The sequence below is a fragment of the Clostridium sp. AF35-15 genome, assembly GCF_003477745.1.
Lineage (GTDB): Bacteria > Bacillota > Clostridia > Lachnospirales > Lachnospiraceae > Otoolea > Otoolea fessa.
This window is the reverse complement of sequence record NZ_QUDY01000001.1, coordinates 541904-564990: the sequence shown is the minus strand read 5'-3', so window position 1 is coordinate 564990 and position 23087 is coordinate 541904. Positions and strand designations below refer to the sequence as shown.

The 23087-nt window shown below is 51.7% G+C and carries 22 protein-coding genes; 2 read left to right on the top strand and 20 right to left on the bottom strand.

Annotated elements, in window-relative coordinates; translation table 11 throughout:
* Positions 1 to 11 precede the first annotated feature (11 nt).
* The 9 genes from DWZ76_RS02750 to DWZ76_RS02715 all read right to left on the bottom strand — a co-directional run bounded on the left by DWZ76_RS02750 (position 12) and on the right by DWZ76_RS02715 (position 5310).
* Positions 12 to 1091, bottom strand: a complete 1080-nt coding sequence (locus DWZ76_RS02750) for an ankyrin repeat domain-containing protein (RefSeq protein WP_117484449.1) — start codon at positions 1089 to 1091, stop codon at positions 12 to 14.
* A 7-nt stretch (positions 1092 to 1098) separates the two neighbouring features.
* Positions 1099 to 1440 carry a hypothetical protein gene (locus DWZ76_RS02745; RefSeq protein WP_006773019.1) on the bottom strand — a complete coding sequence of 114 codons (342 nt, stop codon included), beginning with the start codon at positions 1438 to 1440 and terminating at the stop codon, positions 1099 to 1101.
* 41 nt (positions 1441 to 1481) lie between these two features.
* Entirely contained in the window at positions 1482 to 2024 is a 543-nt protein-coding gene (locus DWZ76_RS02740) for a hypothetical protein (protein ID WP_006773020.1), read from the bottom strand.
* A 13-nt stretch (positions 2025 to 2037) separates the two neighbouring features.
* Positions 2038 to 2271, bottom strand: coding sequence for an immunity 17 family protein (locus tag DWZ76_RS02735; protein ID WP_006773021.1), 234 nt, complete (start codon positions 2269 to 2271; stop codon positions 2038 to 2040).
* Positions 2268 to 2780 carry a hypothetical protein gene (locus tag DWZ76_RS02730; RefSeq protein WP_243017755.1) on the bottom strand — a complete coding sequence of 171 codons (513 nt, stop codon included), beginning with the start codon at positions 2778 to 2780 and terminating at the stop codon, positions 2268 to 2270. Before DWZ76_RS02730 ends, DWZ76_RS02735 begins: the two co-directional genes overlap by 4 nt.
* 18 nt (positions 2781 to 2798) lie before the next feature.
* Positions 2799 to 3077 carry a hypothetical protein gene (locus DWZ76_RS02725; RefSeq protein ID WP_117451345.1) on the bottom strand — a complete coding sequence of 93 codons (279 nt, stop codon included), beginning with the start codon at positions 3075 to 3077 and terminating at the stop codon, positions 2799 to 2801.
* 13 nt (positions 3078 to 3090) lie between these two features.
* Entirely contained in the window at positions 3091 to 4473 is a 1383-nt protein-coding gene (locus tag DWZ76_RS02720; protein WP_117451347.1) for a DUF6138 family protein, read from the bottom strand.
* Between the two features lie 16 nt (positions 4474 to 4489).
* The gene (locus tag DWZ76_RS15010) at positions 4490 to 4660 is read right to left on the bottom strand and encodes a hypothetical protein (RefSeq protein WP_166434156.1); all 171 of its coding nucleotides are present in this window, start codon (positions 4658 to 4660) and stop codon (positions 4490 to 4492) included.
* A 107-nt stretch (positions 4661 to 4767) separates the two neighbouring features.
* Positions 4768 to 5310 (bottom strand): SLOG family protein, encoded by a 543-nt coding sequence (locus DWZ76_RS02715; protein WP_118471729.1) that lies wholly within the window; start codon positions 5308 to 5310, stop codon positions 4768 to 4770.
* A gap of 157 nt (positions 5311 to 5467) precedes the next feature.
* Between DWZ76_RS02715 and DWZ76_RS02710 the strand changes: the two genes are divergently transcribed.
* Positions 5468 to 5782 (top strand): helix-turn-helix transcriptional regulator, encoded by a 315-nt coding sequence (locus DWZ76_RS02710; protein ID WP_002576937.1) that lies wholly within the window; start codon positions 5468 to 5470, stop codon positions 5780 to 5782.
* A 188-nt stretch (positions 5783 to 5970) separates the two neighbouring features.
* Here DWZ76_RS02710 and DWZ76_RS02705 read toward each other — a convergent pair whose 3' ends face one another.
* The 9 genes from DWZ76_RS02705 to DWZ76_RS15230 form a co-directional block, all read right to left on the bottom strand.
* Complete coding sequence (locus tag DWZ76_RS02705; protein WP_118471727.1) at positions 5971 to 7383, bottom strand: relaxase/mobilization nuclease domain-containing protein; 1413 nt, start codon at positions 7381 to 7383, stop codon at positions 5971 to 5973.
* 54 nt (positions 7384 to 7437) lie between these two features.
* A complete protein-coding gene (locus DWZ76_RS02700; RefSeq protein WP_006059593.1) occupies positions 7438 to 7764 on the bottom strand; it encodes a hypothetical protein in 327 nt (108 codons plus the stop codon).
* Positions 7761 to 8615: a nucleotidyl transferase AbiEii/AbiGii toxin family protein gene (locus tag DWZ76_RS02695; RefSeq protein ID WP_006059592.1), complete on the bottom strand. Its 855-nt coding sequence runs from the start codon at positions 8613 to 8615 to the stop codon at positions 7761 to 7763. The genes DWZ76_RS02700 and DWZ76_RS02695 overlap by 4 nt, the downstream gene beginning before the upstream one ends.
* A complete protein-coding gene (locus DWZ76_RS02690; protein WP_002595843.1) occupies positions 8612 to 9208 on the bottom strand; it encodes a type IV toxin-antitoxin system AbiEi family antitoxin domain-containing protein in 597 nt (198 codons plus the stop codon). Before DWZ76_RS02690 ends, DWZ76_RS02695 begins: the two co-directional genes overlap by 4 nt.
* A 121-nt stretch (positions 9209 to 9329) precedes the next feature.
* Positions 9330 to 9629: a CD1845 family protein gene (locus DWZ76_RS02685; protein WP_008816745.1), complete on the bottom strand. Its 300-nt coding sequence runs from the start codon at positions 9627 to 9629 to the stop codon at positions 9330 to 9332.
* 155 nt (positions 9630 to 9784) lie between these two features.
* A complete protein-coding gene (gene mobC, locus DWZ76_RS02680; RefSeq protein WP_006773030.1) occupies positions 9785 to 10123 on the bottom strand; it encodes a plasmid mobilization relaxosome protein MobC in 339 nt (112 codons plus the stop codon).
* Positions 10124 to 10125: 2 nt separating this feature from the next.
* A complete protein-coding gene (locus DWZ76_RS02675) occupies positions 10126 to 10944 on the bottom strand; it encodes a DUF3849 domain-containing protein (protein WP_117440284.1) in 819 nt (272 codons plus the stop codon).
* A 1-nt stretch (position 10945) separates the two neighbouring features.
* Positions 10946 to 17110 carry an SNF2-related protein gene (locus DWZ76_RS02670; RefSeq protein WP_347561271.1) on the bottom strand — a complete coding sequence of 2055 codons (6165 nt, stop codon included), beginning with the start codon at positions 17108 to 17110 and terminating at the stop codon, positions 10946 to 10948.
* A 1496-nt stretch (positions 17111 to 18606) separates the two neighbouring features.
* Complete coding sequence (locus tag DWZ76_RS15230; protein ID WP_243017754.1) at positions 18607 to 18963, bottom strand: TnpV protein; 357 nt, start codon at positions 18961 to 18963, stop codon at positions 18607 to 18609.
* Here DWZ76_RS15230 and DWZ76_RS15225 point away from each other — a divergent pair.
* Positions 18950 to 19717, top strand: coding sequence for a hypothetical protein (locus DWZ76_RS15225; RefSeq protein WP_243017753.1), 768 nt, complete (start codon positions 18950 to 18952; stop codon positions 19715 to 19717). The two genes, DWZ76_RS15230 and DWZ76_RS15225, sit on opposite strands and share 14 nt — an antisense overlap.
* Positions 19718 to 19813: 96 nt before the next feature.
* Here DWZ76_RS15225 and DWZ76_RS02665 read toward each other — a convergent pair whose 3' ends face one another.
* Both DWZ76_RS02665 and DWZ76_RS02660 read right to left on the bottom strand, forming a co-directional pair.
* Positions 19814 to 20029: a transposon-transfer assisting family protein gene (locus DWZ76_RS02665; protein WP_002570996.1), complete on the bottom strand. Its 216-nt coding sequence runs from the start codon at positions 20027 to 20029 to the stop codon at positions 19814 to 19816.
* A 1-nt stretch (position 20030) separates the two neighbouring features.
* A complete protein-coding gene (locus DWZ76_RS02660) occupies positions 20031 to 23081 on the bottom strand; it encodes an LPD28 domain-containing protein (RefSeq protein ID WP_118471723.1) in 3051 nt (1016 codons plus the stop codon).
* Positions 23082 to 23087: the final 6 nt, after the last annotated feature.

The following is a 23087-nucleotide window of genomic DNA, read 5'->3' as shown; positions in this document are numbered from 1 at the left end:
GATCATTCTCCTTATTCCTCAAACTCGCCCTCAATCATCCCGTTCAGATACCGGCCGGGATCTGCGATGAAGTCATCCCATTTGGCCAGAGAGTGGAATTCCTCATGCTCGATGTCCAGATACCACAGCTTTTTGTCCCTGGGGCTCCACAGCAGCAGGTAGTCGCTGTAATTGTCCATGGCCGCCATGAGGGAGAGCAGCTTCTTCCGTTTCCAGGTCATCTCCTGCACATCCATGTAGGCGTACAGCTCCGCCCATTTCACCCATTCCTGCTCCGGGAATTCCAAACGCAGGGGGCCGGTTTTCAAGTATTCCACCAACTTGGCGGGCAGTTTATATGGCATGAGCTGCCGGGCCTTTTCCTGTTCGTTGTGCCAGTCCTCCGGTTCCAGGGCTTTTAAGTAGTCGGCCAGCTCCTGATTTTTGTTCTGCACCGCCACGGTGTAAGGCCGGTCGCCGTATTTGTCGGCAATGGTGATGTCGGCTCCCTGTTCCACCAGCCAGCGCACCATGGAGAAATTGTTGGAGCGGGCGGCCTCGGTGACAGGGGTGGAGGCGTAAGGGAACACCATGTCCGGCTTGTGGTAATTGATGTCTGCCCCTTTTTCCAGAAGCAGTCGGGCAAGTTTGGCATTGCCCTCGGACACAGCGGCCCGGAATGCCTCGCCGCCAAACTTATCCACTGTGATCCCAGCCTGCTCCAGCACCGGGATATTCTCCGGGCGCTTGCCCCAGCGTACTTCCTGAAAGGCCCGCTCTTTCTGCTTCGGGCTGAGTTTTGCGGCCTGTCCAGCAAAGAGCGCCACCACCTCCGGCCCACAACAGCGGGCGGCAGTGAGCAGCAGGGGCTGTTCCTCTGCCAGACCGGGATCAGCTCCATGCTCCAGCAGGAAGTGGATCATGGGCACATCATTCCGAAAAACCGCGATCTCCAGTGGTGTGAGTTTGATATACTCGCTGAGCTGAATGGGGTCATCTAAATCCAGACCGCCCTGGAGCAGTACCTCCAGCTTGGAAGTGTCATAGTCACAAATGGCGGCAGCCGTTTCCGGGAGGGTCTCCCAGCGGCCAATATATGCAATTTGGTACATAAGGCACCTACTTTCGTTGTTGTTTCACTTTATAGGGAACGGTTCGGCCCAGCACCCGGCCCTTGCCAACGGCATTGGCTCCCTCATAGATCAAAAATTCCGCATTGTTTTCCAGCGGGGCATAGTCAATGGTATCTGGATATAGGGGTTGGGCATTTCCCAAAGCTGGTGTATCAAATGTACACTCGGTTCCGTCCAGAAAGCATACACCCAAATATTCTGTAGTTCCTGTGACCACAAAATGGGGACAATACTTTCCGCTGACCAGGCTGGGTGGTATTTTTCGTTTGCCGCTCCAGAAGATGACCTCCACATGGAGCACCGCCCGGTTTTCATCTGTCCCGATCACGCTGTCGCCCTCCTTTATCCCGTCATCTGGCTGCGGTATACTCAGGCCAGCTCTGCGTCCAGGATCTGGACTGGTTTTCCTTTCTCGTTCACATAGTAAAGGGCGATATAGTCGATGCCGTCCCGCTTGGCCTGCTCCCACGGCATCCGTTCACCGTTGATCAGTTCCACGGTATCCGCCTCATCCGGTTCAAAGTTCTCTTTTTCGTCCTCATAGTCAATGCTGTACCCCAGCTCCAGCACCAACTTGGAGGCGGGGATCTCATACCGCTTGAGGGGGCGGTGCTCCAGCTCGGATGGATCATGTTCATCGCAGAACATATTGTCGTAGCCATGCCGTCCACCGTCAAAGATGACGAACTCCTCGCCGCTCTCCGGGTCACGGGCTGTCACCAGTCCGGGGGCCTCGTCGCTATCTATGATATAGGATTGGGGTTCTCCTTTCACCGTGAGCAGATCTCCGTAATACCAAACCTCCAGCAGTTCATTGCCGGTGGTGGAACAAAGTATCACGGTGGGCAAACGCTTCTCCGCCCATTCTTTCACATGGCCGATGAGCCAGGTGGGATATTTCTCAGTCATCATAGTCTTTCTCCTCCTATTTCAATTTCAGCACAAATCCCCAGATACTCACCACAATCAAGAGGACACCCAGCAGAAAGAAAACCACACGCCGGTATCCTCTGCTGTGTCGATGCGCATCCCGCGTACCAGTGGGGTCGCAGAGCCAGTTCCAGTTGCGGATCGCTCCAAACAAAATCACGGCCCCGATGAGCACCGAGGCAATGTACCAATGCTCTTGTAAAAATGCTGTGATCTGTTCGCTGTTCATTTACAGATCCCCCCCTTTACATCATCGGGAGTTTCCTTTCGGATGATTTCCTCCCGCTCTTTTAAATCCAGCTCCAGAGCTTTTTCCTCCTCCAGATATTCCTCGCAGTCCCGAACCAGTTTTTGGGCGGCTGGGTCATCCGGGACCAGGGCCAGCCAGTGCTTGGCGTATTCATAGGCGGAGGCGGCGGAACGGTATGCCATCAGGCAGGAATAGCCCATCCGGGCGTTCCAGTAGGGATCGTTCTCACCCTGGGCGCGGACGGACTCCAGCAGCTCAATGGCGTGTCGGATGAGATCCCCGCCCACTTCACCGTCGGTCCCATGCTCTCCATGATCTCCCAGCACCGCCAGATTGCTGTAAGCCCGACTCAGCTTGACGGTCAGCAGATAGCCCCGCTCCTGTTCCGGGATGGCTTCGATGGCCCGGATACACCGGGAATACTCGTCCTTCTTATTCCATTGCTCAAGCTGCTCCAGCAGCTCTGCTTTTTCTGCCTGATTCATCATTTCACCGCCTTTTCCGTGTCATCCTTTGCCTTTTTTGAAGTGTCCGCTGCCTCGCCAGGTGTTGACCACACAGGTGAAGATCTGGCCGCAGTGCTTGCACCGGATCATGTGGGCCATGATTTCATCCGCCCAGCCATCCTCTGTCTTTACCTTCTCCAGTAGGCAGGTGGATTCCTCTTGCATCAGTTCAAATTCCCCCTCCGACACCAACTGCTGAATGTAAGCAATACAGGCCAGATAGTCCTTTGGGGCGTCAAATTTTCTCCATGTTTGAATGTTTCGGCAGTGCTCGCACATAGTGGACGCCTCCTTACGCAAATACCTGCTGGTATTTCTCTTTCAGTTCCTTCGGCGCCGTCTTGATGACTTTGCTGCCTCCGTTTTCGGAGGTCGTGCCCCAGATGGCCCAGAGAACATCATGCCATAGGTAGGCCAGCGCCCTTTTGTTGCTGCCGGATTCTTCCGACAGGTAATATTCCAGATGCCCCTTGATCTCCAGTAGCGCATCCAGGCTCTCCTCATTGGCGATCAGGGTGCGGAACTCCTTTGCGGGCTTCAGATTCTGCATGGACTGGACACCGTGGACCAGCACCGGCAGGGACTGAGCAGTGAACCCGTACTTCTTAAAAAAGGTGTGAATAAACTTTTCTTGCAAAGAGGAGTGCTCGTCATCACAGCGATCCAGGTAATCGCACACCAGCCGCCACCACTTCGGCCCGTCCAGTCCTAGGGCAAACACGGCAAAGGTGCCAGGCATGGCGCAGGACTCATCAGAGAGGTTGTTGTACCACTCGTCCTCCTGCATGGCCAGCCGAGCATAATTCTCCATCCGGACATGGAGACGGGGATACCGCACCGCACAGGCAAAAAGCTGATGGACACCCTTCTTGGGCAGGCCGGGGATGGGCAGGTGGATCTTCTCCGGTCCGCGAAACTCGATGGAGTAGCTGCGGGGGAACTCCGGCTGCTCCAAAATCTCAATCAGATAGCTGAGAGCCTCCTCACAGGCCCCCTCGCCGCAGTCTCTGGCGGTAATGCGGATGGTGGCGAAAGCGTCGTTAGCCGAGGCGGTCAGGTGCTTTGTTTTCCGCTTTTGGATATTAGGCGGCAATTTGCCGCTGCCATTGGTTTTCAGTTCCTTTACCATATCAGGACGAATCTGGGAAACCAGGCCAAGGATGTGTTCAGTGGTGAGGGATTCAAAACTCTGCCCATACACCGTATGGCAGATCGCCACATAGCAGGCAAAGCGCAGCAGGCCTTCATCCACATCCTCCGGCCGCAGCTCCGGCCACACAGTACAAGGCGGGTAAGGCGTAAAATCATCCTCTTTTTCTCCAGCCTCAAAATACCTTTCCTGCACCTGCTTTTCTATGTATTTCTCCAATGTATAGCAGATCTCCTGCCAGCCCACCAACCGCCGCAGGGCATCGCAGAATGTAACAGCTTCCTCATAGGGAAATCCCTTCAAAGGCAGTTTGGACAGATACCGCTCCAGGAGCTGGTTGGGAAGAAAGGGTGTCCCGTTGTGATTTCGCACCACGGTCGGGTAGGCGGAGTGATTTTCACGAGCGGTTCCGTTCAGCACATCCTGAATGCAGAGATCCGCCTCCGCCAGCACCTCCGGGGAAGTGTCCGGCTTGTGGATCAGATAGTAGCGGTCATGTACGCCATCACGCTTTGGCAAACTCATGCTTGATCACCTCTTTTCAGACAATAAAAAAGCCCCACGCCGCACTGTCATAAAGACAGGCTGACGCAGGACATGAAGAAGCCGCGTTGAAGGAGCCGCATCCACCAGCAGATGTAGTTTCTTCAACAACCAAAATATTTTTTTCGTATCTTAAAGCAGCAAATTGCTGTCCAATATATTTGTTCATAGCGGCACCATTTGTTCTGAGCGTAGTTTTATATTTTATTATATCACAGCACCCCTTCAATGAAAATATTTTGTTGGAAATGCTAATGAAAAATTTTTGTGAATTTGTTAAGGCGCAGGGGCTGTTATCTCCATAGTGTCTGGATGGATCAGAGTGATTACTTTTCCCTGATGCAAGGCATAGTTGACTGTCTGTGCTGTACCTGAGCGCAGCTTTTTCTGATTATCAAACACACCGATGATGTACTCTGCATGATCGACCATATAGTAATTCCTTTTTTTATAACTGGAAACATCCGCAGAATGTGAAATAACAATGGAATCGTTTGCGTTTTGGATCAGCTTTTTCAATCTATGTCTACTCTGATCCGGCCATTTAGAGTCATAACCGATGAAGGGAACTACAACGACAATTTTAATATCTTCGTATCCCGTTTGTGCCCTCAATGTCAGCAGCTGTTCTCCAGCCCACATATCCACACCAAGAGCACCGCCGACAAAAAAAGTACGGACAAATTTCTCGTCATGAAGTATCCGAAACTGCTCCAGGAGACATTCTTTTAATTTTTGGCATAGGGGATCTTCCTCATTATATCCAAAGCAAAATCTTGTTGGTCGGTGGCCGGTAATGGCGCAGGCATACTGATTCATATAAATCGCCCTTGATAACTGCCTTGATTACGCATATAAAGCAAAAATAACGCAAATAATAATGCGTATAAAGGTTGTATTATAAAATTATAACACAATACATACGAAGTATCAAGAATTGCTTTCTGCTATGCTAAAAGAGCAGAGAGGTGAGCGTATGGACGAAGAATTTATCCGCAATCGGATCACAGAATTGCGATTGAAAAAAGGTGTTTCAGAATATCAGATGAGCATGGAGTTAGGGCAGAACAGAAGCTATATTCAGGCGATTTCCTCTGGGCGTTCTATGCCGTCTATGAAGCAGTTCCTCAACATCTGTGAGTATTTTGAAATCACACCGCTTCAATTTTTTGATGCACAGGAAAATAACCCTCAGCTTATCAAGAAGGCTTTGGACGGAATGAGAAAGATGTCAGATGACGATTTGATTATGCTGATTGGTTTTATAAGTCGCTTAAACACAGAAAACTAACGATAGGAGGCAGTAAGCGTCCCGTCGTTAGTTTTTCATTTTATGCGCAGCATATTGTGGCAAGCAATGCTTGTGGCTATCCATTTCGCCACAAACTGCTTGTTGAGGGCAGTGCCCCCAAGCCCCTTTGAACACAGAATTTCATTCTGTGGCTGCGCGTTCTACGAACGCTTTTGACCGGGACCAGCTTATCGCTGGCCGTGGTCTTTTTCTTTTTCAACATCCTGTTCTACCTCCATTTTCAGCACTCGATCCACATTGGCCTTTGCCGTTAAAAGCTCCCGCATTTCCTCACGGGAACGCCGGTACTCGGCATAGGTCTTTTTCTTTTCTTCCAGCAATTTCGCGTACTCCGTCTGTAACTCTTTGACCTTGGGCAGCTTCTTGACGCCCATCTCATCAAAGGCATTCTTAGCAGCCTGGTGGAGCAGAATTTCTTCCTCATGTTCCTCCCGGAATTTCTTAGAGTAGCCTGCCTTGCGGTATGCCACATAGACCTCACGGGTCTTGGCATAATTTACAATGTGAGTACGCAGAACAGCAATCTCTGCCATGCGCTTTTCAGCCGCTTTGATCTGCGCCGAAAGCTCATTGTGATGTGCCGTGGCAGCCGCAGCCTTTTCTTCCAAAACCGCATACTCCAGCAGGTTATTCTCTGACAAGTAATTCATGGTCTGCGCCATCTGCTTGAGGTTGAACACCTTGGCCCATCGAGCATAGCCAGCACCTTTTCCAGCCTGCAATTTTGCCTGAATGTCCACCAGCAGATTGACCTTCTGCGTCTCTGCCTGTGTAACTATTTTCTTTCGTGGGGTATGCGCTTTCTTCCCGGAGAGAACCGCCTGCAAATCATCTAATCCATATCCTTCGCCCAGGCTGTCCATTCGGGCGGCTTTCTCCCAACCGGGGAGCTTCAGGCGATATGATTTTCCGCGCTTTGATACCTCACAGCCGGACTCTTGCAGCAGCCTCAGCAGCTCTTCAAAGTCAGCAGGACTTTGTGATAATGCATTGTCAATCGCCACACGAAGCAGCTCTCGGTGAGAGGGCTTTGCCTGATCGCCCAGCCATTTGTTATAGCTCTTTCCGTGAGGTTTCGGGTTCTCTACAATAGACAGTCCGTTTTCGATGCAGATGGTGTCGCTCAACTGACGGACCGCCTTGGTGCTGCCCCAAAAGTTTCGGAATTTCCGGTCATATTCTAAGCTGACCGATGACCAGATAATGTGATTATGAATGTGCGATTTGTCTATATGAGTGCAGACCACAAAGGCATGATTGCCCTTGGTAAAACGCTTGGCAAATTCCACACCCAGCCAGTTCGCTTCTTCCGGAGTGATCTCACCGGGGCGGAAGGACTGGCGCACATGATAGGCGATCACATCATCCGCGCCGCGCACTCGTCCGGTAGCGGCAATGTACTGCCGCTTTGCCAGAAGGAACTCCGCATCCACAGTCCTGCTGTCACACGCATAGCCGGTAATGAGCCTGCCATTATCTGTTTTTTTGGGATTGGCCACATAGTCGATGATGTCACTGATCGCCCGACTTTCTGTGCGGCCCTTGCCGACATGAAGCGGCATGATTCTTGTGGTTGCCATAGGTCAGACCTCCTTCCCGAAAAGAAAACGGCCTGCCATAGCAGACCGCTTTCACTATTCTATAAAACTTTCTTCATCGAAAAAATTGAACTCATCATCTTCTAAGTGTCTTGGTGGAAATCTCATTTCATATTGCTCTTGCGCCAATGCACGGACATCAGGCCGCCTATCCTTTAGTCGATTTTTCAGCCAGGACAACTGCTCTTTCGATAGCCTCCATGGAAGATTCAAAAGACGATTCAGTGTCATCAGTTCAGCCTGCGTTTCTGCTGGTAGCGAAGCACAGGATTTACAAATGTGGGATGCATGACCTTTGCCTGAAAATTTTTCGTTGGCTTTGTATTCACCACAAACTTTACAATAGTGTCCATGCTTTTTCATAAGCTGATGCCCTTCTCGCAAAGAACATATAACCTGCGAATTACTTTCATAATCACATCCCATTCCAAATCAGAAGCATAAGAAAACTTTTTACGGTATGCCTCCCAAAGTTTTTGCATAACCGAATCATTTTCCACTTCGTCAAAAACTTCTTCAGCCTGGTTAAGATACTTCTCCGATCCCCGTTTATGAGCAGTTGCCAGAAGCGCATCATGTAAAATTTTCGGGTTCAGCGTGGTTCCATGCAGCTGTTCTAAAATGTAAATATCGTAGAAATCTCTCATGCGGGTATTGGTTGTGGTTCTGGTAATAATGGTTTCCAGTTTTTCTGCCAGCACAGTTTCTAAATTATAAGCCCAAATATCAATGGAGCGATCTTCCAGCATAAGTTTGAATGAATACCGAACCTCTCTTGGAGTGATTGCATCTCCCGTAGAAATATCAATTTTCAAAGGGGTCACTACACCATCGAATGTTGTACTCATGCTGACACGAATCCCCGGATACTCTGCTTCATCCATAATCTCCGAAATACTTTTCAGCTGAAATTTAACACCATCATCAATCGGAACAGTTACGATTGATGAAATTAGATTCTCAATATCCTCCACATTAACATTAGCTCCTTTTATGGTTGCATCCAAATCCATCGTAGAGCGGGCATCCAATCCAACCATAGCCGCTACCAACATACCACCCTTCAAGATAAACTTATCACGATACTCAGAAAGAGAAATACGCTCCAAAAAACGCTCCATCATGTAGTTCCTCATTAAAATCTGAGCATCTGCGGATTTTTCTCTGGAAAGGTTTCGTATTAAATCTTTAAGCTGCCTTGCTGTTTTTATCATAAAAGTACCTCCAAATACTGTCGTAAAATTTTTTCCACCTTGAACATCCCAGCATATTGCATTAAAGCTCGCAGGTTCTTATCTTTTCTACGGGCATACGCTTTCAGTGCTCCCTGAAAGGTCTGAATTTCAATTCTGCTACGGCTTCTGAGCAAATCACAGATCGTTCGCTCCATATCATAAACCGGCACAGTATGCCCGAACGGAGTTTTCGCTGTTGTAAGTCCTACATCATGTAAGTCTGCTTTAATCGTAAAAACTTGAATGCCTTCTGCTTTCATTTTGCTTGGATTGCATCCAGTTTTGACCGTAACTGTATATTCTATTGGTTCACGGTCTGTCAGATCGTGAAAAAATAAAGCTGTTTCATGTGAAAATACTGCTTGTTCAAATCGCAAATGAAGCAGATACATGGCATCCACCCAGGAATCTTTGGACAGATAAATCCCATGTGCAACTCTATCCAAATCTCGTGAACGCACATAATCATAAAATACCGGCTTTGAAATTCCAGAGGATACGACCTGTGATGTTCGCAGCATTCCTTCTTGTGCTGTTAGCATCTGATCCAGCTGTTCAAATTGTCCCATCATGTCACTTCCTTTCGTACTAATATTATATTCAATATTAGTTCAAAAGTAAAGTTGTGGATATATAGTTTCTCTTTCCAAATTTAACAGACGGTGTTTGGCATTTTGTGGCTTTGCGTATTTTTTATCCATAAACCCAATCCTGAATGGCAAATTTCAAACTCTGCACCTTACCCATCAGCCAGATTGCAGCCAACGGCAGCCCCATAGGGCTAATCAAAAATGCCATAACCAGCAAAATCACACCATTCTGCGGGGAATAGGTAATAAGCACAGCCACGCCAAGCAGAGCAATTACAGTGCTGAGCAGACCAAGCACCAGACCGGATATGTAGATCAGCCCCGTGCAGAGCCAGACAAAAAGCGTCAGCACCAAAATGACCGGTGCAGTTATAATCATCAAAAGCCCTTTCAAAATCTTCATGTCATTTCCTCCTTGCAGCGTTCTTGGTATCTTTTCTAATCATATTATCCGGCATGGGCAGGCAAAAGACAAGGATACCGATAAAAAGAAAAAGCGGAGAGAGGAGCAGCGAAGTAATGCCGTTCCTCCCTCCGCAAATGGAGTATCTATCCCTGTTATAAAAGTTTGGAAAGCTGAGTAAGGATTTCCTCTACGCCCTCCCATAACTGTTCCTGCCGCTGGGATATATCCTCCAAGTCAGCATCATAAACCCGCCCAGTCTCATGCACTTTACGGGTCAGCTGGTTTAAGTTGTTGCTGCTTCGGCGCATCAGGGAAACAAGCTCCTTCAGCTCCGGCAGCTCCAGCTTGACTACATACCCATCCAGCGCCATTTTTCTTAGATAGGCTTCACGGTTGGAGGTTCCAAACTGAGACATTTTTTGCTCAATCACAGCAAGCTCCTCCGCTGAAACTCTAAAGTTTAATTGCATATCCCGCTTACGCTTTGCCATAGTTATCGCTCCGGCTCCCGTTTCTTCGGGGCGGCAGGCTTATGGGCAGGCAGCTCCTGTTTGAGCTTATCCCGTACTGAGGGGCGGGACGGTTGCAGTTTTTCTCCCTGAGTACGGCTACGCTGCTGTTCTTCTCGCACCAGATCAATAAAGCCATCCAGCACAGCAGGGTGGCTGTTCAGGACATAACCACAACGGACGGTTTCGGGGTTCTCGTTGGGAATGGTCTTAGCCCATTCCTTATTGCGTCGGGAGTAGCGCCCATCCCAGTCCTGAAGCTGAACGGTGTTAGCCAGAACCATAGCCACACGCTCCATGCCATAGGTCTCGATCACACCCTTTGCCGCATCGTGACTGAGATACATTCCGTCGAAGTGTTCCCGCACCGCCGCTTCAATGGACTCCTTGCATTGGAGATTTGCATTGTTGGAAGCCCGGTACTGCTCCAGCTCCCCATGTTCTCTCGCATAGGCGGCAGAGTGGGGATAGACCGGTGTTGTTCGCAGTTCCTCTTTAGCTCTGCACACATCGTCGGCACGGTTCTCAATACTGTCCCGGATCACATCCATGTAGCCGGTCTCCAGCTTTTCAAAATAGCGGTACACATCCGCCAATGGAGAGGGAGATTCCAAAAGTGCCTTGGCCTGGGCGTCGGTCAGCTCCAGCTCCTCCATCGCCATCACAATATCCTCACGGACAGTATATTCATAGGTGTGGTGCAGGATTTCTTCCGGGGGCTGGCTTTTCAGCCAGTCCCGGAACTTATCCTGTTCGGCAGCCATCTTTTCATAAAGGGCTGTATTCAGATCGTTAGTATTCATGTTATCGCACCTCCTCATGCTGTTTTGGTTTCTTGTCTGTACTGCGGGGTGGCACCGGGCGTTTTAGGTTATCCAGCACCGAAGGCCGTGTGCTTTTGGCAACAACAGACTCGGTGTGTGCCGGTCCCTTTCCGTCGATGTTGAGCAGGGTATCCAGCTCCACCAGACGGGCGTTTTTGCTTCTCAGTTCTTCTTCATAAAGAAATGGCTTTCCGACTTCCTCCTTTGCGGCAGCCTGTTGCTGATAGAGGTTATCCAGCTGGGCCTTTGCCGCCTCCAGACGCTGGGGCATCTGAGCAAGGGCATTGTCGATACGGGTAAGATTTCCGCGAGGGTCTGTACCAAGGGTTGCCCGGTGGGTCATCTGTCCTTTCAGCAGGAGCGTATACTCCTGTTTCCAAGCGGAAAATTCCACGGACATGGCATACCCCCGGTAGTTGCCGATCTGCACCGGATCGGAGGTTTTAACCTCCTTGCAGGCATCCAAAAGGGCTGCACCGGCGTTCTCCTTATCGGTCAGCAGGTCTCCACGAATCTCCATACCGGCAAAGCCGTCCTCCGGGTGCGGGTGAGCTGCCAAAACCTCCAGGTCAGATTCAAAGCCCTTGATAAAGCCCTTGTGCTTTTCAATCTCCTCTGGGAAGTATTTGAGCAGCTGGTCCTCCAGACGGTACTGCTTGCTCTGGTGGTCAGCTTTCATCAGCTTCAGGCGGGATACCTCCACATCCAAATCCATACGCTCCTTGATACGGGGATCTCCGGCACACAGAGCCTTGATCTCGGCAAAACTCAGGGCGGTTTCATCCACATCATCGCAGGAGCGAACCGGACTTTTGCTGGTCATGATCTGGCTGATAAATTTCTGCTTGTTCTCCACCGTCTGCCAGAGGTATGCGTCAAAAGTTCCTTCTGTCACATAGCGGTACACATGGACAAGGGGGTTCTGGTTGCCCTGGCGCTCGATACGGCCCTTGCGCTGGGCAAGGTCTCCCGGTCTCCACGGACAGTCCAGGTCATGAAGTGCCACCAGACGGTCCTGCACATTGGTGCCTGCGCCCATCTTGGCGGTGCTGCCCAAAAGGACACGAACCTGACCGGTACGGACTTTAGAGAACAGCTCCTTTTTCCGCACTTCGGTATTGGCTTCATGGATAAAAGCGATCTGGTCGGCAGGCATCCCCTGGGCAATGAGTTTCTGACGAATATCGTCATATACCGTAAAGACCGGTTCCTGCTCCGGCAGAGGCACAGCGCCTTCCAGTGCGTGAAGCAGTGGATTATCCAGCGTTTTCGCCGCCTTGCTTACAGGAGCTTTTGCCTGCGGGGTAGAAATGTCGCAGAACACCAGCTGGGTCAGCTTGTCAGCTTTGCCGTCCCGCCAGATCTGCATGATGTTGTCCACGCACTGATTGACCTTTGTGCCAGGTTCATCCGGCAGCATCTGGTTGACGATTCTCTGGTCAAGCCCCAGCTTGCGGCCATCCGAGGTAATCTTGAGCATATTGTCCTGAGACGGGTCAACGGTTCCGCTGTGTACCAGCGATGCACGCTCCGAAAGAGCTTTGACCATTTCCTGCTGATGTTCGGTGGGCTGCGCCACAACATTGTGGTATTCCACCTCCGGGGTAGGCAGATTCAGTTGGTCGGCGGTCTTGATGTCCGCCACTTCTTTGAACAGGTTCATCAGCTCTGGGAGGTTGAAAAACTTGCTGAATCTCGTTCTTGCCCGGTAGCCGGTTCCCTCCGGTGCCAGCTCCAATGCTGTGACGGTCTCCCCAAATCGGGAAGCCCAGCAGTCGAAGTGGGTCATGTTCAGTTCTTGCAGGCGTTCATACTGAAGATAACGCTGCATGGTGTAAAGCTCGGTCATGGAGTTGCTGACCGGCGTTCCGGTGGCAAAGATCACGCCACGGTTTCCGGTAATCTCATCCATATAGCGGCACTTGGCAAACATATCGCTGGACTTTTGGGCATCGCTGGTGGAGAGACCAGCCACATTCCGCATTTTTGTGTATAAAAACAGGTTCTTGTAGTTGTGGGCCTCGTCCACAAACAGCCGGTCCACACCCAGCTGCTCAAAAGTTACCACATCATCTTTTCGCCCCTCGGCTTGCAGCTTTTCCAGTCTGGCTTCCAGAGACTTTCTGGTACGCTCCAGCTGCTTGACGGTAAAACGCTCGCCGCCGCTGGCCTGCACCTCTGCGATGCCCTCGGTGATCTCGTCGATCTGCTCATAGAGAAGCCTTTCCTGACGCTCCCGGCTGATGGGGATACGCTCAAACTGACTGTGTCCCATGATGATGGCGTCGTAGTCACCGGTCGCAATACGGGCGCAGAACTTTTTGCGGTTATGGGTCTCAAAGTCCTTTTTGGTTGTGACTAAGATGTTGGCAGAAGGATAGAGGCGCAGAAACTCTGATGCCCACTGCTCAGTCAGGTGGTTGGGAACCACAAAGAGAGATTTCTGGCACAAGCCCAGGCGTTTGGCTTCCATCGCAGCGGCCACCATCTCAAAGGTTTTGCCCGCGCCTACTTCGTGTGCCAGCAGGGTATTTCCGCCATACAGCACATGGGCGATGGCACTTTTCTGGTGTTCCCGCAGGGTAATGGCCGGGTTCATGCCGCCAAAAGTGATATGGCTGCCATCATACTCGCGGGGACGGGTAGAGTTCATTTCTTCGTTATACTGGCGCACCAAAGTCTGGCGGCGCTCCGGGTCTCTCCAGATCCAGTCCCTAAAGGCTTCCCGGATAGCCTGCTGTTTTTGGGCAGCCAGAGTGGTCTCCTTGGCGTTTAGTACGCGGCGCTCTTTTCCGTCTGCGTCCTCTATGGTGTCATAGATACGGACATCCCGCAGGTTCAGGCTGTCCTCCAAAATCTTATAAGCATTGGCACGGCTGGTTCCATAGGTAGTGTAAGCTGCCACATCGTTGTAGGATACAGAAGATTTCCCCTTGATCTGCCATTCAGCAGTAAAGGAGGAATAGTTGACCTCAATGCTGCGCTGGAGATAAAACGGGGTGTTGAAGGTCTCGTACATAAACTGCTGGATGTACTCCTTGTCAATCCAGGTAGCGCCCAGACGCACCTCAATTTCCGACGCATCCAGGTCTTTGGGCTGGGCGGCGTTAAGAGCTTCCACATTGACTGCAAAAGAAGGGTCCTGCTGTGCCGCCCGCTGCGCCTGACGCAGTTTGCGGCGTACATTGCCGGAAAGGTATTCATCAGCAGTCACATAATGGGGTGTGCCGTCCTGTTCCAGCTGTCCCGGCACACGGAAGATCACGCCTTGCAGTTCTCCGGCCAGTGCTTCTTTTGTTTTTCCGGTAAGCCGACTCATATAGCTCATATCTACGCAGGCTTTTTCCGAGATGGACACCGCCAGTGCTTCGCTTGCCGTATCCACAGTAGCCACTGCCTGATGGGGCTTGATGGTTCGTTTGGTGAACATATCCGCCTTACGTTCCAGTTTCCCGTCCTCGTCGATGACTTCCAGCGCACAGAGCAGGTAATAGGAAGAATCATCTGCATAGGCCAGTCGGTTTGCACGGTCATTGATAAGGCCATATTTTGCAGAAAAGCTGTCATAGAGGCTGTTCAGTTCCGCCTGCTTTTGGGTAATGGTGCTGTCTGGAACCGCTGCATCCATCTGAAGGTCGATCAGTTCCTGCACACAATCACGCAGTCCCACAAGACCTTTCACACGGGCTTCGGCGGTGGCGTTGAGGTCAGGGCGCACCATGCGGCTGTTTTCCCGATAGTACACCTGCCCGTCTACAATGGCATAGGAATAGTTCTTCACATTTGGGTCGGCAGGAATGGAGGTGTCAATGGCTTCGCCTTCGCCCAGCTCCGGCAGCTCTGCCTCCTGATAAGTGCCATGAATGTACTTCACAGCATCATGCAGCTGGTCGGAAAGCTCCAGTCCCTCGATAGGGTTCACGGTGTAATCCATACCATGAGCAGTGCTTACCGGCTCCTGTCTGCCCAGCACCATTTCCGGGTGGTCGATAAAATACCGGTTGATGACAAACCCATCCTCCGTTTGTCCGGTCTGCGTCCACTCTGGTGCAATGTCCAGCGGACGGTCCCGCTTTTGGAGAAAGATGATGTCCGATACAACCTCGGCACCGGCATTCTTTTTGAACGCATCATTAGGCAGACGGATCGCTCCCAGCAGCTCGGCACGCTGGGCAAGATAGCGGCGCACGGTGGAATCCTTGGCATCCATGGTATAGCGGGAGGTCACAAAAGCTACCACACCGCCGGGACGCACCTGATCCAATGCTTTGGCGAAAAAGTAATTATGAATGTTGAAATTCAGCTTGTTGTAGGCTTTGTCATTGACCTGATACTGACCAAAAGGCACATTGCCGATGGCAAGGTCAAAGAAGTCACGCCTGTCGGTGGTCTCAAAGCCGCCTACTGTGATGTCCGCCTTGGGATAGAGTTGCTTTGCGATGCGCCCGGAAACCGGGTCCAGCTCCACGCCGTACAGACGGCTGTTTCGCATTTCCTCCGGCAGCATACCGAAGAAATTGCCTACACCCATAGATGGCTCCAGAATATTTCCGGTCTCAAATCCCATACGGCTCACCGCTTCATAGATGGCCTGAATGACCGTAGGACTGGTGTAATGGGCGTTGAGGGTGGAGCTTCTGGCGGCAGCGTATTCCGACCGGGTCAGCAGCTCTTTCAGCTGGGTATACTCGGAAGCCCATGCCGGTTTCTCCGGGTCAAACGCATCAGAGAGACCGCCCCAGCCCACATACCGGGAAAGAATCTCCTGTTGTTCGGGGCTTGCCTGCTGTCCGGCAGATTCCAGCTCTTTCAGCAAACGAATGGCATTAACATTTGCCTGGAACTTGGCTTTTGGACCGCCTTCACCCAAATACTCATCGGTAATGCGGAAGTTCTGTGCATTGCGGCGCAGGTTGTCCTTGTATTCCTTATAGGAGGCTTCCTCGGCAGCTTTGGCATTGGGGAAGGTCTGCCACTGGCCGTTGACCTGAATGGAAACCGGGTGTTCATCCAGCACTTCCTCAAAGGTTTTCTCCGGCTCTGTTACAGGGGCTGGCGGCTCCGGCTCCTCAATATGCAACCGTTCCACCACCACATCATAAGGTAGATGGTTCTTATCGCCCGGATAGACGGCCACGGTCTCGGAATGAAAGGCCGGGGATTCGGCAGACGGTTGGGGCTGTTCTTGTCCAAAGCCATCCAGCTGACGGGCATACATCCCGCGCAGCAAAGGCGCAACCTCATCCCAGCGGAAATACAGCACAGCCAGACGCTTTTCCTCTGCATCCATGACTTCCAGCTCCATGCCCTGTGTCGTGGTACGGTAATCGGCAATATCGCCGGTCTCCAGATTCAGGGTCTCAATCTCATGAGGGTAGGCTCTGCTCAGCCAGTAGGCGATCTCACTGTTGCTCCTGCCGGATTGCAGCAGCGTGGAAAGCTGCTTTTTATCCGCTTCATCCATCAGTCCATGGGCCAATACATCCCGCAGATCCTGATCTGCCTTGTCCGGGTCAATGGGAAGAAACTCGGTATAGTAAGCATTGCGGCGGTCTGCCCGAAGCAGCTGCTCGAACTGTTCTTTGCGCTCTGCCCGATAGATGGGATATACCATCCCGGTAGGCAGAAGCTGCACGGTGTCATCCCGCAGCTCGGTGATCTGATAGGCGTCATCCTCGATATACACGGTATCACCCACGGCATAAACCGGGGCGGCAGGATCATAGGAGGTTCTTTGCGGAGTCGGGCGGCGAACTGCATCATATTCCTCATCGGAAATGAAAACATCGGAAGTCTGTTCTGTCTCGGCAGCTGCGATCTGCTCTACATCCGACATTACCTGCTGGATAAATGAGGAATTGTCCAGTTTTTCCGGGTCTGCCACCTGTCCGTTGACGATCCCTCTTTCTTCCAGAGCTTCCCGGATGGCGATTGGGTCGATGTCGTCAAAACGGTCCTGTTCTTCTTCGGTATAGAACCGGTCCTCCTGAATGAGCTGGGCAAGCCTGCGCTGTACCTTCGGCCAGGGCAGCTGCGTTTCCTCCGGGCTGCCGGCACGGACAACAAACAGGCTGTTGCTGTTACTGCCGCCGTATTCCTGAGCCAGCCATGCGGCGGTATCTTTTTCTCTTGCATGGTCTTTCATATAACGGACGACAGCGTGTTTACTCTCGATATTGCCGTTCCATGCACAAAGGGCAGTATCAATATCTTCCTGAGAAAGAGGGCGCAGAAGCTCATGGAGCTTTGGATAGGTTTCGTCGATCACTTCCCGGTGCAGGCGCTGGCGGAACTCCGGCACATCCGAATAAAGGCGGATCAGCTCCATATCCTTAGAGCCAAGAATCGCACGGCGCACAGCGGCATTGCCCTCGATGACAGCATTTTCACGGTCGGAATGACCGCAGGCATTGCGATATGCGGTATCCTCGGAAATGGCGGCAGTCACCACAGGCTTATACTGCTCAAACTGCTCCCCAAGGGTAGGCTTTGGTGTTCCTTTCTCCATCTCCGGCTGCTGGGCTTGAATAGCATCTTCTTCGGCCAGTTCCTGTTCAGACTGGATCTTGTCATACTGTGCCTGTTCCTGTTCGGTAAGATAGCGGTCTTTCTGGACAAGTGAGGTAATGCGCTTGGCAACCTTTTCCCAGTTCAAGTGAACATCCGGGCAGTCCTGCTTTTTATAGTGCAGTCCTTTCCCATCGTGATCTTCGCCGCTGTGTGTTGCGCCGGACAGGGCATGAGAGCGTCCGCCAATGCCATACTCGTCTTTGAGGAATCTCACTTTCTCCTTATCCGTATGGTTTGCCATGAAGAACGCATAGATACGGCCTTTTCCGCCGGCGAAACTGCTGCCGCCGGTCATAGCGGCGTCGATCTCATCCTCGGTAATGAAGTGCTGAACGGTTGGCACTTGAGAAAGATCCGAAGAAAAAGTCCTGCGGGGCAGGTCAAGGTCCTTCAGGTTCTCCCAGATTTCCTTTGGTCTGTGGTAGTGAAAGCGCAACAGGTCACGGTCCTGCTGATAGGCAGTCCAGAAGGCGGCATATTCTTCCTTGAGGGTCTGGCGGAAAGCCGGGTCACTCAGCTGCTCCGTCAGGCGGCGAGTCTCCTCCGGGAAACCATTGCCTTTGATCTCTGACAGGCAGGACAAATATCCGGCTTCTCTGGCACCCTCACTAAGATCGTGATACAGATACCAGAGTTTTTCTGCAAGGAGGGAGCGTTCATAGCCTGCCACTTCTGCAAGCTCCACATTGGAGGCAAACTGGCCGCTCTCCAAAAGCTCCCCGATACGCTCTGCGGCGCTCTCCCAGGAAATGACCTGGGCAGACCTGTCATAACGGACAGACTTCCCATGTGAAAGATGGATACCATCCTCGGCATACCATGCGCTCACACTGCCAAGGCCATTGCCGCCGTGGTACAGCGTTTTCAGTATCTCGGCAATCTCAGCGGTGGTTTTCTGCTTTTCAAAGGCTGCAACCACACGCTCCCTTTGACGGTCTGTATTGCCGCCCAAACGCAGCACATGGTCGATGTCATTTTGGGCAAAAGAAAAAGCAGAGGATGTATGCGCTACATTCTCTGCTTCATCTATGGATTGGATCTGTTCCGCTTCGGAGAGGAACAGGTTTAGGGTCAGCTGTTGATAAGCTCCGCCATCAGGATTTCCTCGGCCTGAGCTTTGCAGGTGTTCATCAGCCCCACCCACTTCATGGGATCGCTGGCTTTCAGTTCCTCGGTGGCTCCCGCTTCCTTCGCCAGCTGGGGCATCATCTGCTCCAGTCTGCGCTGGGCGGTCTCGTCGATCTCCAGAAGGTGCGGGTACAGCTTCTCGCTCAGCAGCATCTGGTTGTAGAGGATGGGACGGTGTTCCTTCAGATAGGTTTTCCTCATCCTGCCGTACTTGCCCAGGGATTTCTCCGGCTGCTGGCTCAGCTTCAGGTCGGGAATCAGATAGTCTCCGTTCTGGATATAGGTCATGGGATTGTTCATCTTGTTTGCTCCTTTCTTGGTTGGCTTCGCGCTCTGCATTTCGGACGGTGACGCCGATCTGCCGCAGCACCTGCTGGTTGATCTGACTGACCGCTGTTCCCAGCGCCCCGATGGTGGACGGGGTGTTGAAATCAAAGATCGCCATGAAATCTTCGTGGTCGAAGTAGCGTTCCGGCTCCAGTCCACAGCGGGACATCAAAGCGTAAGTGATGCTGACGGTGGCGGCTGCCTTGAACTGCACTCCGATGTTATACTCATCATATTCCTCCAAAAAGGAACCGTCAACGATATAGAAGAAGTCCTGCTGATGCTCCGTCCAGTATTCCTCAGCCAGTTTTCCGGCTACCTCAGTGAGCTGTCCGGCAAGGTCATCACCGGAAACATCATAGATGCGCTCCAGCATGGCCTGCACCGAATCCAGATGGCGCTCCTCCAGCTGCCACAGCCAGGGAGTGCGGGAATGTTCACGGGTTCCGGTGTCGGAAATGTCAAAGACATAACGCAGGCGAGGTCTGTCCCCGGAATCATCCACCAGAGCGATTCCCTTGGAACCGCGCCTTACATAACGGCCCATCTTTTCATTCCACAAATCGTACTCCGCACAGGCGGTGGCGTCCGGTCGCTGGGCATAGATCATCAGCTGCTCATGGAACGGGTACTTGTAAAGGCGGGAAGCAGTAGTGAGAAACCCTGCCCATTCCTGCCAGCTCCCCGTGAGCCGTGTTGCCACTTTGTCCGCCATCTGTGCATATAGTTCAGCTTTGGTTGGCATAGTGTTCTGTCCTCCTTTCAGTTTTGGGGTAAAAAGGTGGGGTGGCAGATCGCCGCCCCATCCCTGCGGTTATGTTGTTTACTGGTCAAAATCCGGGTACAGCTCCAGCTGGGCAAAGTCCTCATCGGTCATCGCACAGAGCTTCGTAAGGGCGCTGTCGGTTAGCTCCCTCAGTTCCGTTTCCTCCGGCGAAAGCTCGCCGCGCATTTCACGCAGGCTGTCGATCAGCCCGGTGCGGCTGCCGGTATTGTAAATGCACATCAGGTTCATTTCCTCAAAAGTAAAGTTTCCCATATCAAATCTCCCTTTCTGCGCTCTTTTTTTGCGCTGTCTTTTTGTGTTCTGCTTTGGGCTGGCTTTTCAGCTGCTCCATGACGGACTTTTTCTTTTCCCGTTCCTTCCGATGAATGGCGTCAGTCAAGTCCATCAGGGAAATGGGCTGACCGCTTCGGGCCTGCTGTTCCAGCTCTGCCACCGTAGGCTCTTTTGCGCCATTGTTGATGATACCGTCGATCATGCCGTAATCGTCCTCCACGGCCATCTCCGCATTTTTCAGCGGATTTTCCGGCAGGAATCCGGAGATCTGGGTAAAACCAACGCTGTCGCAGTAATGACAGGATACCTTACTGTCCTGCTTGATCGCAACGATGTCGCTGACACTCATGGAGGGACTGTGAAAGTCCACGGGTTTTTCCAGATTGAATTGCTGATAGAGTTTTTCCAGCTGCTCCGGCACAGTGCCAGACTCACTCAGCGGAGCGGTGTAAATGAGGTCATAATTGCTGCGGTCTATGGAAATGTTATGGGACTTTAACCAGTCCAGATTCATAAAGCGCACATTCTGCGGATCGTCACGGCTCACCTGGTAGATGGCAAAGCAGTTTCTGTTCTGGGAGAGAAATGCCTGTTCTCGTTCCTGCTGATGTTCCTGACGCTCCATGACCTTTTCGTGGAACTGAGGGCTTTTCTCCCATTCATCACGGCCTACGCCGAAAAGACCGCCATGATCCATGATTTCCTGCGGGTCAAACACCATGCTCTCCGTATTGTCCTCATGCAGCACATAGACAGTCAAACCGGCGGCATCCAGTTCCAGCGCCCGTTCTCTGGTAACAGGGAGCATCCCATCATAGGAGTAGCCGTATTCCTGCATATCCGGTGTGGAGACCTGCTCATCCGGCGTTGGGTATTCATCCAGCGCCTGCTCCTGTGCCTCCGGCAGCTGGGAAGAAGCAGCCATCTGACTGACCTCTGCCTGCATCTGCTGATAGGCAGCTTCCTGCAAGGTCTCGATCATGGACAGGGGTGCGTATTTTACCGAGTCTCTGCCAAAATCGTTGTCATCACAAATCTGGAGAACTGCCTTCATGCGGGAAAGCTCCGGCATATCCAGCTGACCACCATCCAGCTCTTTCATGGATGCAGCATCGTAAAGGGTATAGTCCCAACCGCTGTCACAGGGCTGGACATGAAGATAGGTGGCATCGTCAATTAGAAACAAAGCCTCCTGCTGGTTTGCCTCCGCATCAAGAACCGCCATTTCCGGCTCTTTTTTTGCATTGGGGTCAATTCCACGCTCTTTGCAGATTTCCTTATAGTGGCGCTCAATGTCAGAGATCAAAGTGCCGGAGGTCTTGTTGATGGTTTCCAAACTGGCTCTCAGCTCTTTCAGTTCCTTGCCCTGACTCCAGCTTGCAATATAGCCGAAGCTGTTTTCTCCGGTCTCGATGCCAAAATACTTGCAGACTGCATAGGAGATGCTTTCAGCCTCCACTTCCTCCGTGTGGCGGTCTTTCCTCTGTTCTTGCAAAAACTGGGCGAGGGTAGAAAAGCCGCCAACAAAATTCAGCCCTTCTTCCTCGGTCAGCATCAGGCGTCCATCTTCCGCCAGCTCCAACGGCTCTGTCAGCAGAACGGAACCTGCATGGTTTACAACCACTCGTTCTTCTACACAGACCTGCTCTCCGGGGTCGTAGTCAGAACCGCGCAGGTCATAGCAATAAACGCCCTCCGGCAGATTATCACGGACAATCCGCCCATTGGAGAACAGACCGGGTTTATCAAACAGCTCGATCTCCTGATATTGCTCGTCATTGGCAATCTGAATCTTTTTCTGATTGTGGAGCTTGCTGTGGGCAATCTCATGAACCGTGGCCGAAACCGTCTGCACCTCGCTCATGCCCTGGCGAATGGCAATTTTCTGATGATCGGCAGAAAAATAGCCGTCCGTATCGGCGGCCATTGCTTCAAAAGTGATCGGCACCGGCGCGCTGCGGCGCAGGGCCTCCATGAATGCCTCATAATTTGGCACATTGCCGGAAAGGGAGGAAGCAAGCTCCGGCAAAGGTTTCCCGTCAGTCTGGCTCACATCAAAGACCTTGACCGGGCGAAACATGGGGATTTCGATTTCCTTTTCCTCTGTAACGATCTTTCCGTCTTTATCCAGAATCGGAGCCTTGGTATCCGGGTCCAGTTTCTGCTCCTCGATTTTCTTCTTATACGGTGTGGGGGCGATGATGGTAATGCCATGCTCGCCCTTTTTTACATGACGCTCAAACTGGTCTTTCCACTTATTGTATCCGGCTACCAAAGTGGCGTCCGGCTTCTGCATATAGATGAGCATGGTGTTGTTTACCGAATAGCGGTGGAAGCGGGACATAACGGACAGATAGCGCATATACTTTTCACTCTCAAACAGTTCCTTGATGCCCTGCTCGATGCCATCTGTGATTTCCCTTAGTCGCTCTCGGTTGGTGGGTTTGTTCTCAGCCATGATTTTCAATCTCCTTTCCAAGTGTGTGATTTCTGCTGTGTGTTCTGCAATCCATGCCTTTTGTTCTTCTTCACTTTCATAAAGAAAAAGATCCAGCAGGTACTCCACATAGGTTTTCTTATGGATTGCTTCCACAAAGCGGGGGTGCGGTTCTTCCTCCGGTGTCTGGGGAGAATTGTCGGCCTCCCATTTTTTCAGCAGATAGTAGTAATCGGACAGTATGCGATAACACCTCTGCCGGTCCTCCCGAAACTGCTGTGCCTCGGTTTTCTGCCGGACATACCTCCTGCGGGGAGGGGCCTGACTGTCATAGATCAGGCCAAAGTCCTGTGCCAGTTTCTCCGCCGCTTCTTTTGGGGAGAGGTCAAAGAGTTTTGCGGTAAAGTCGATCACATCCCCATCTGCACCGCATCCAAAGCAGTGGTAACGCTGGTCTACCTTCATACTGGGGTTCTTATCATCGTGAAATGGACAGCAGGCCATGCCAGTTCGACTGACTTTTATCCCGTAAAACTCTGCCGCTTCTCTGGTGCTGACCGACTGCTTGACTGCTTCAAATACATTCTCTGCCATGTGCCT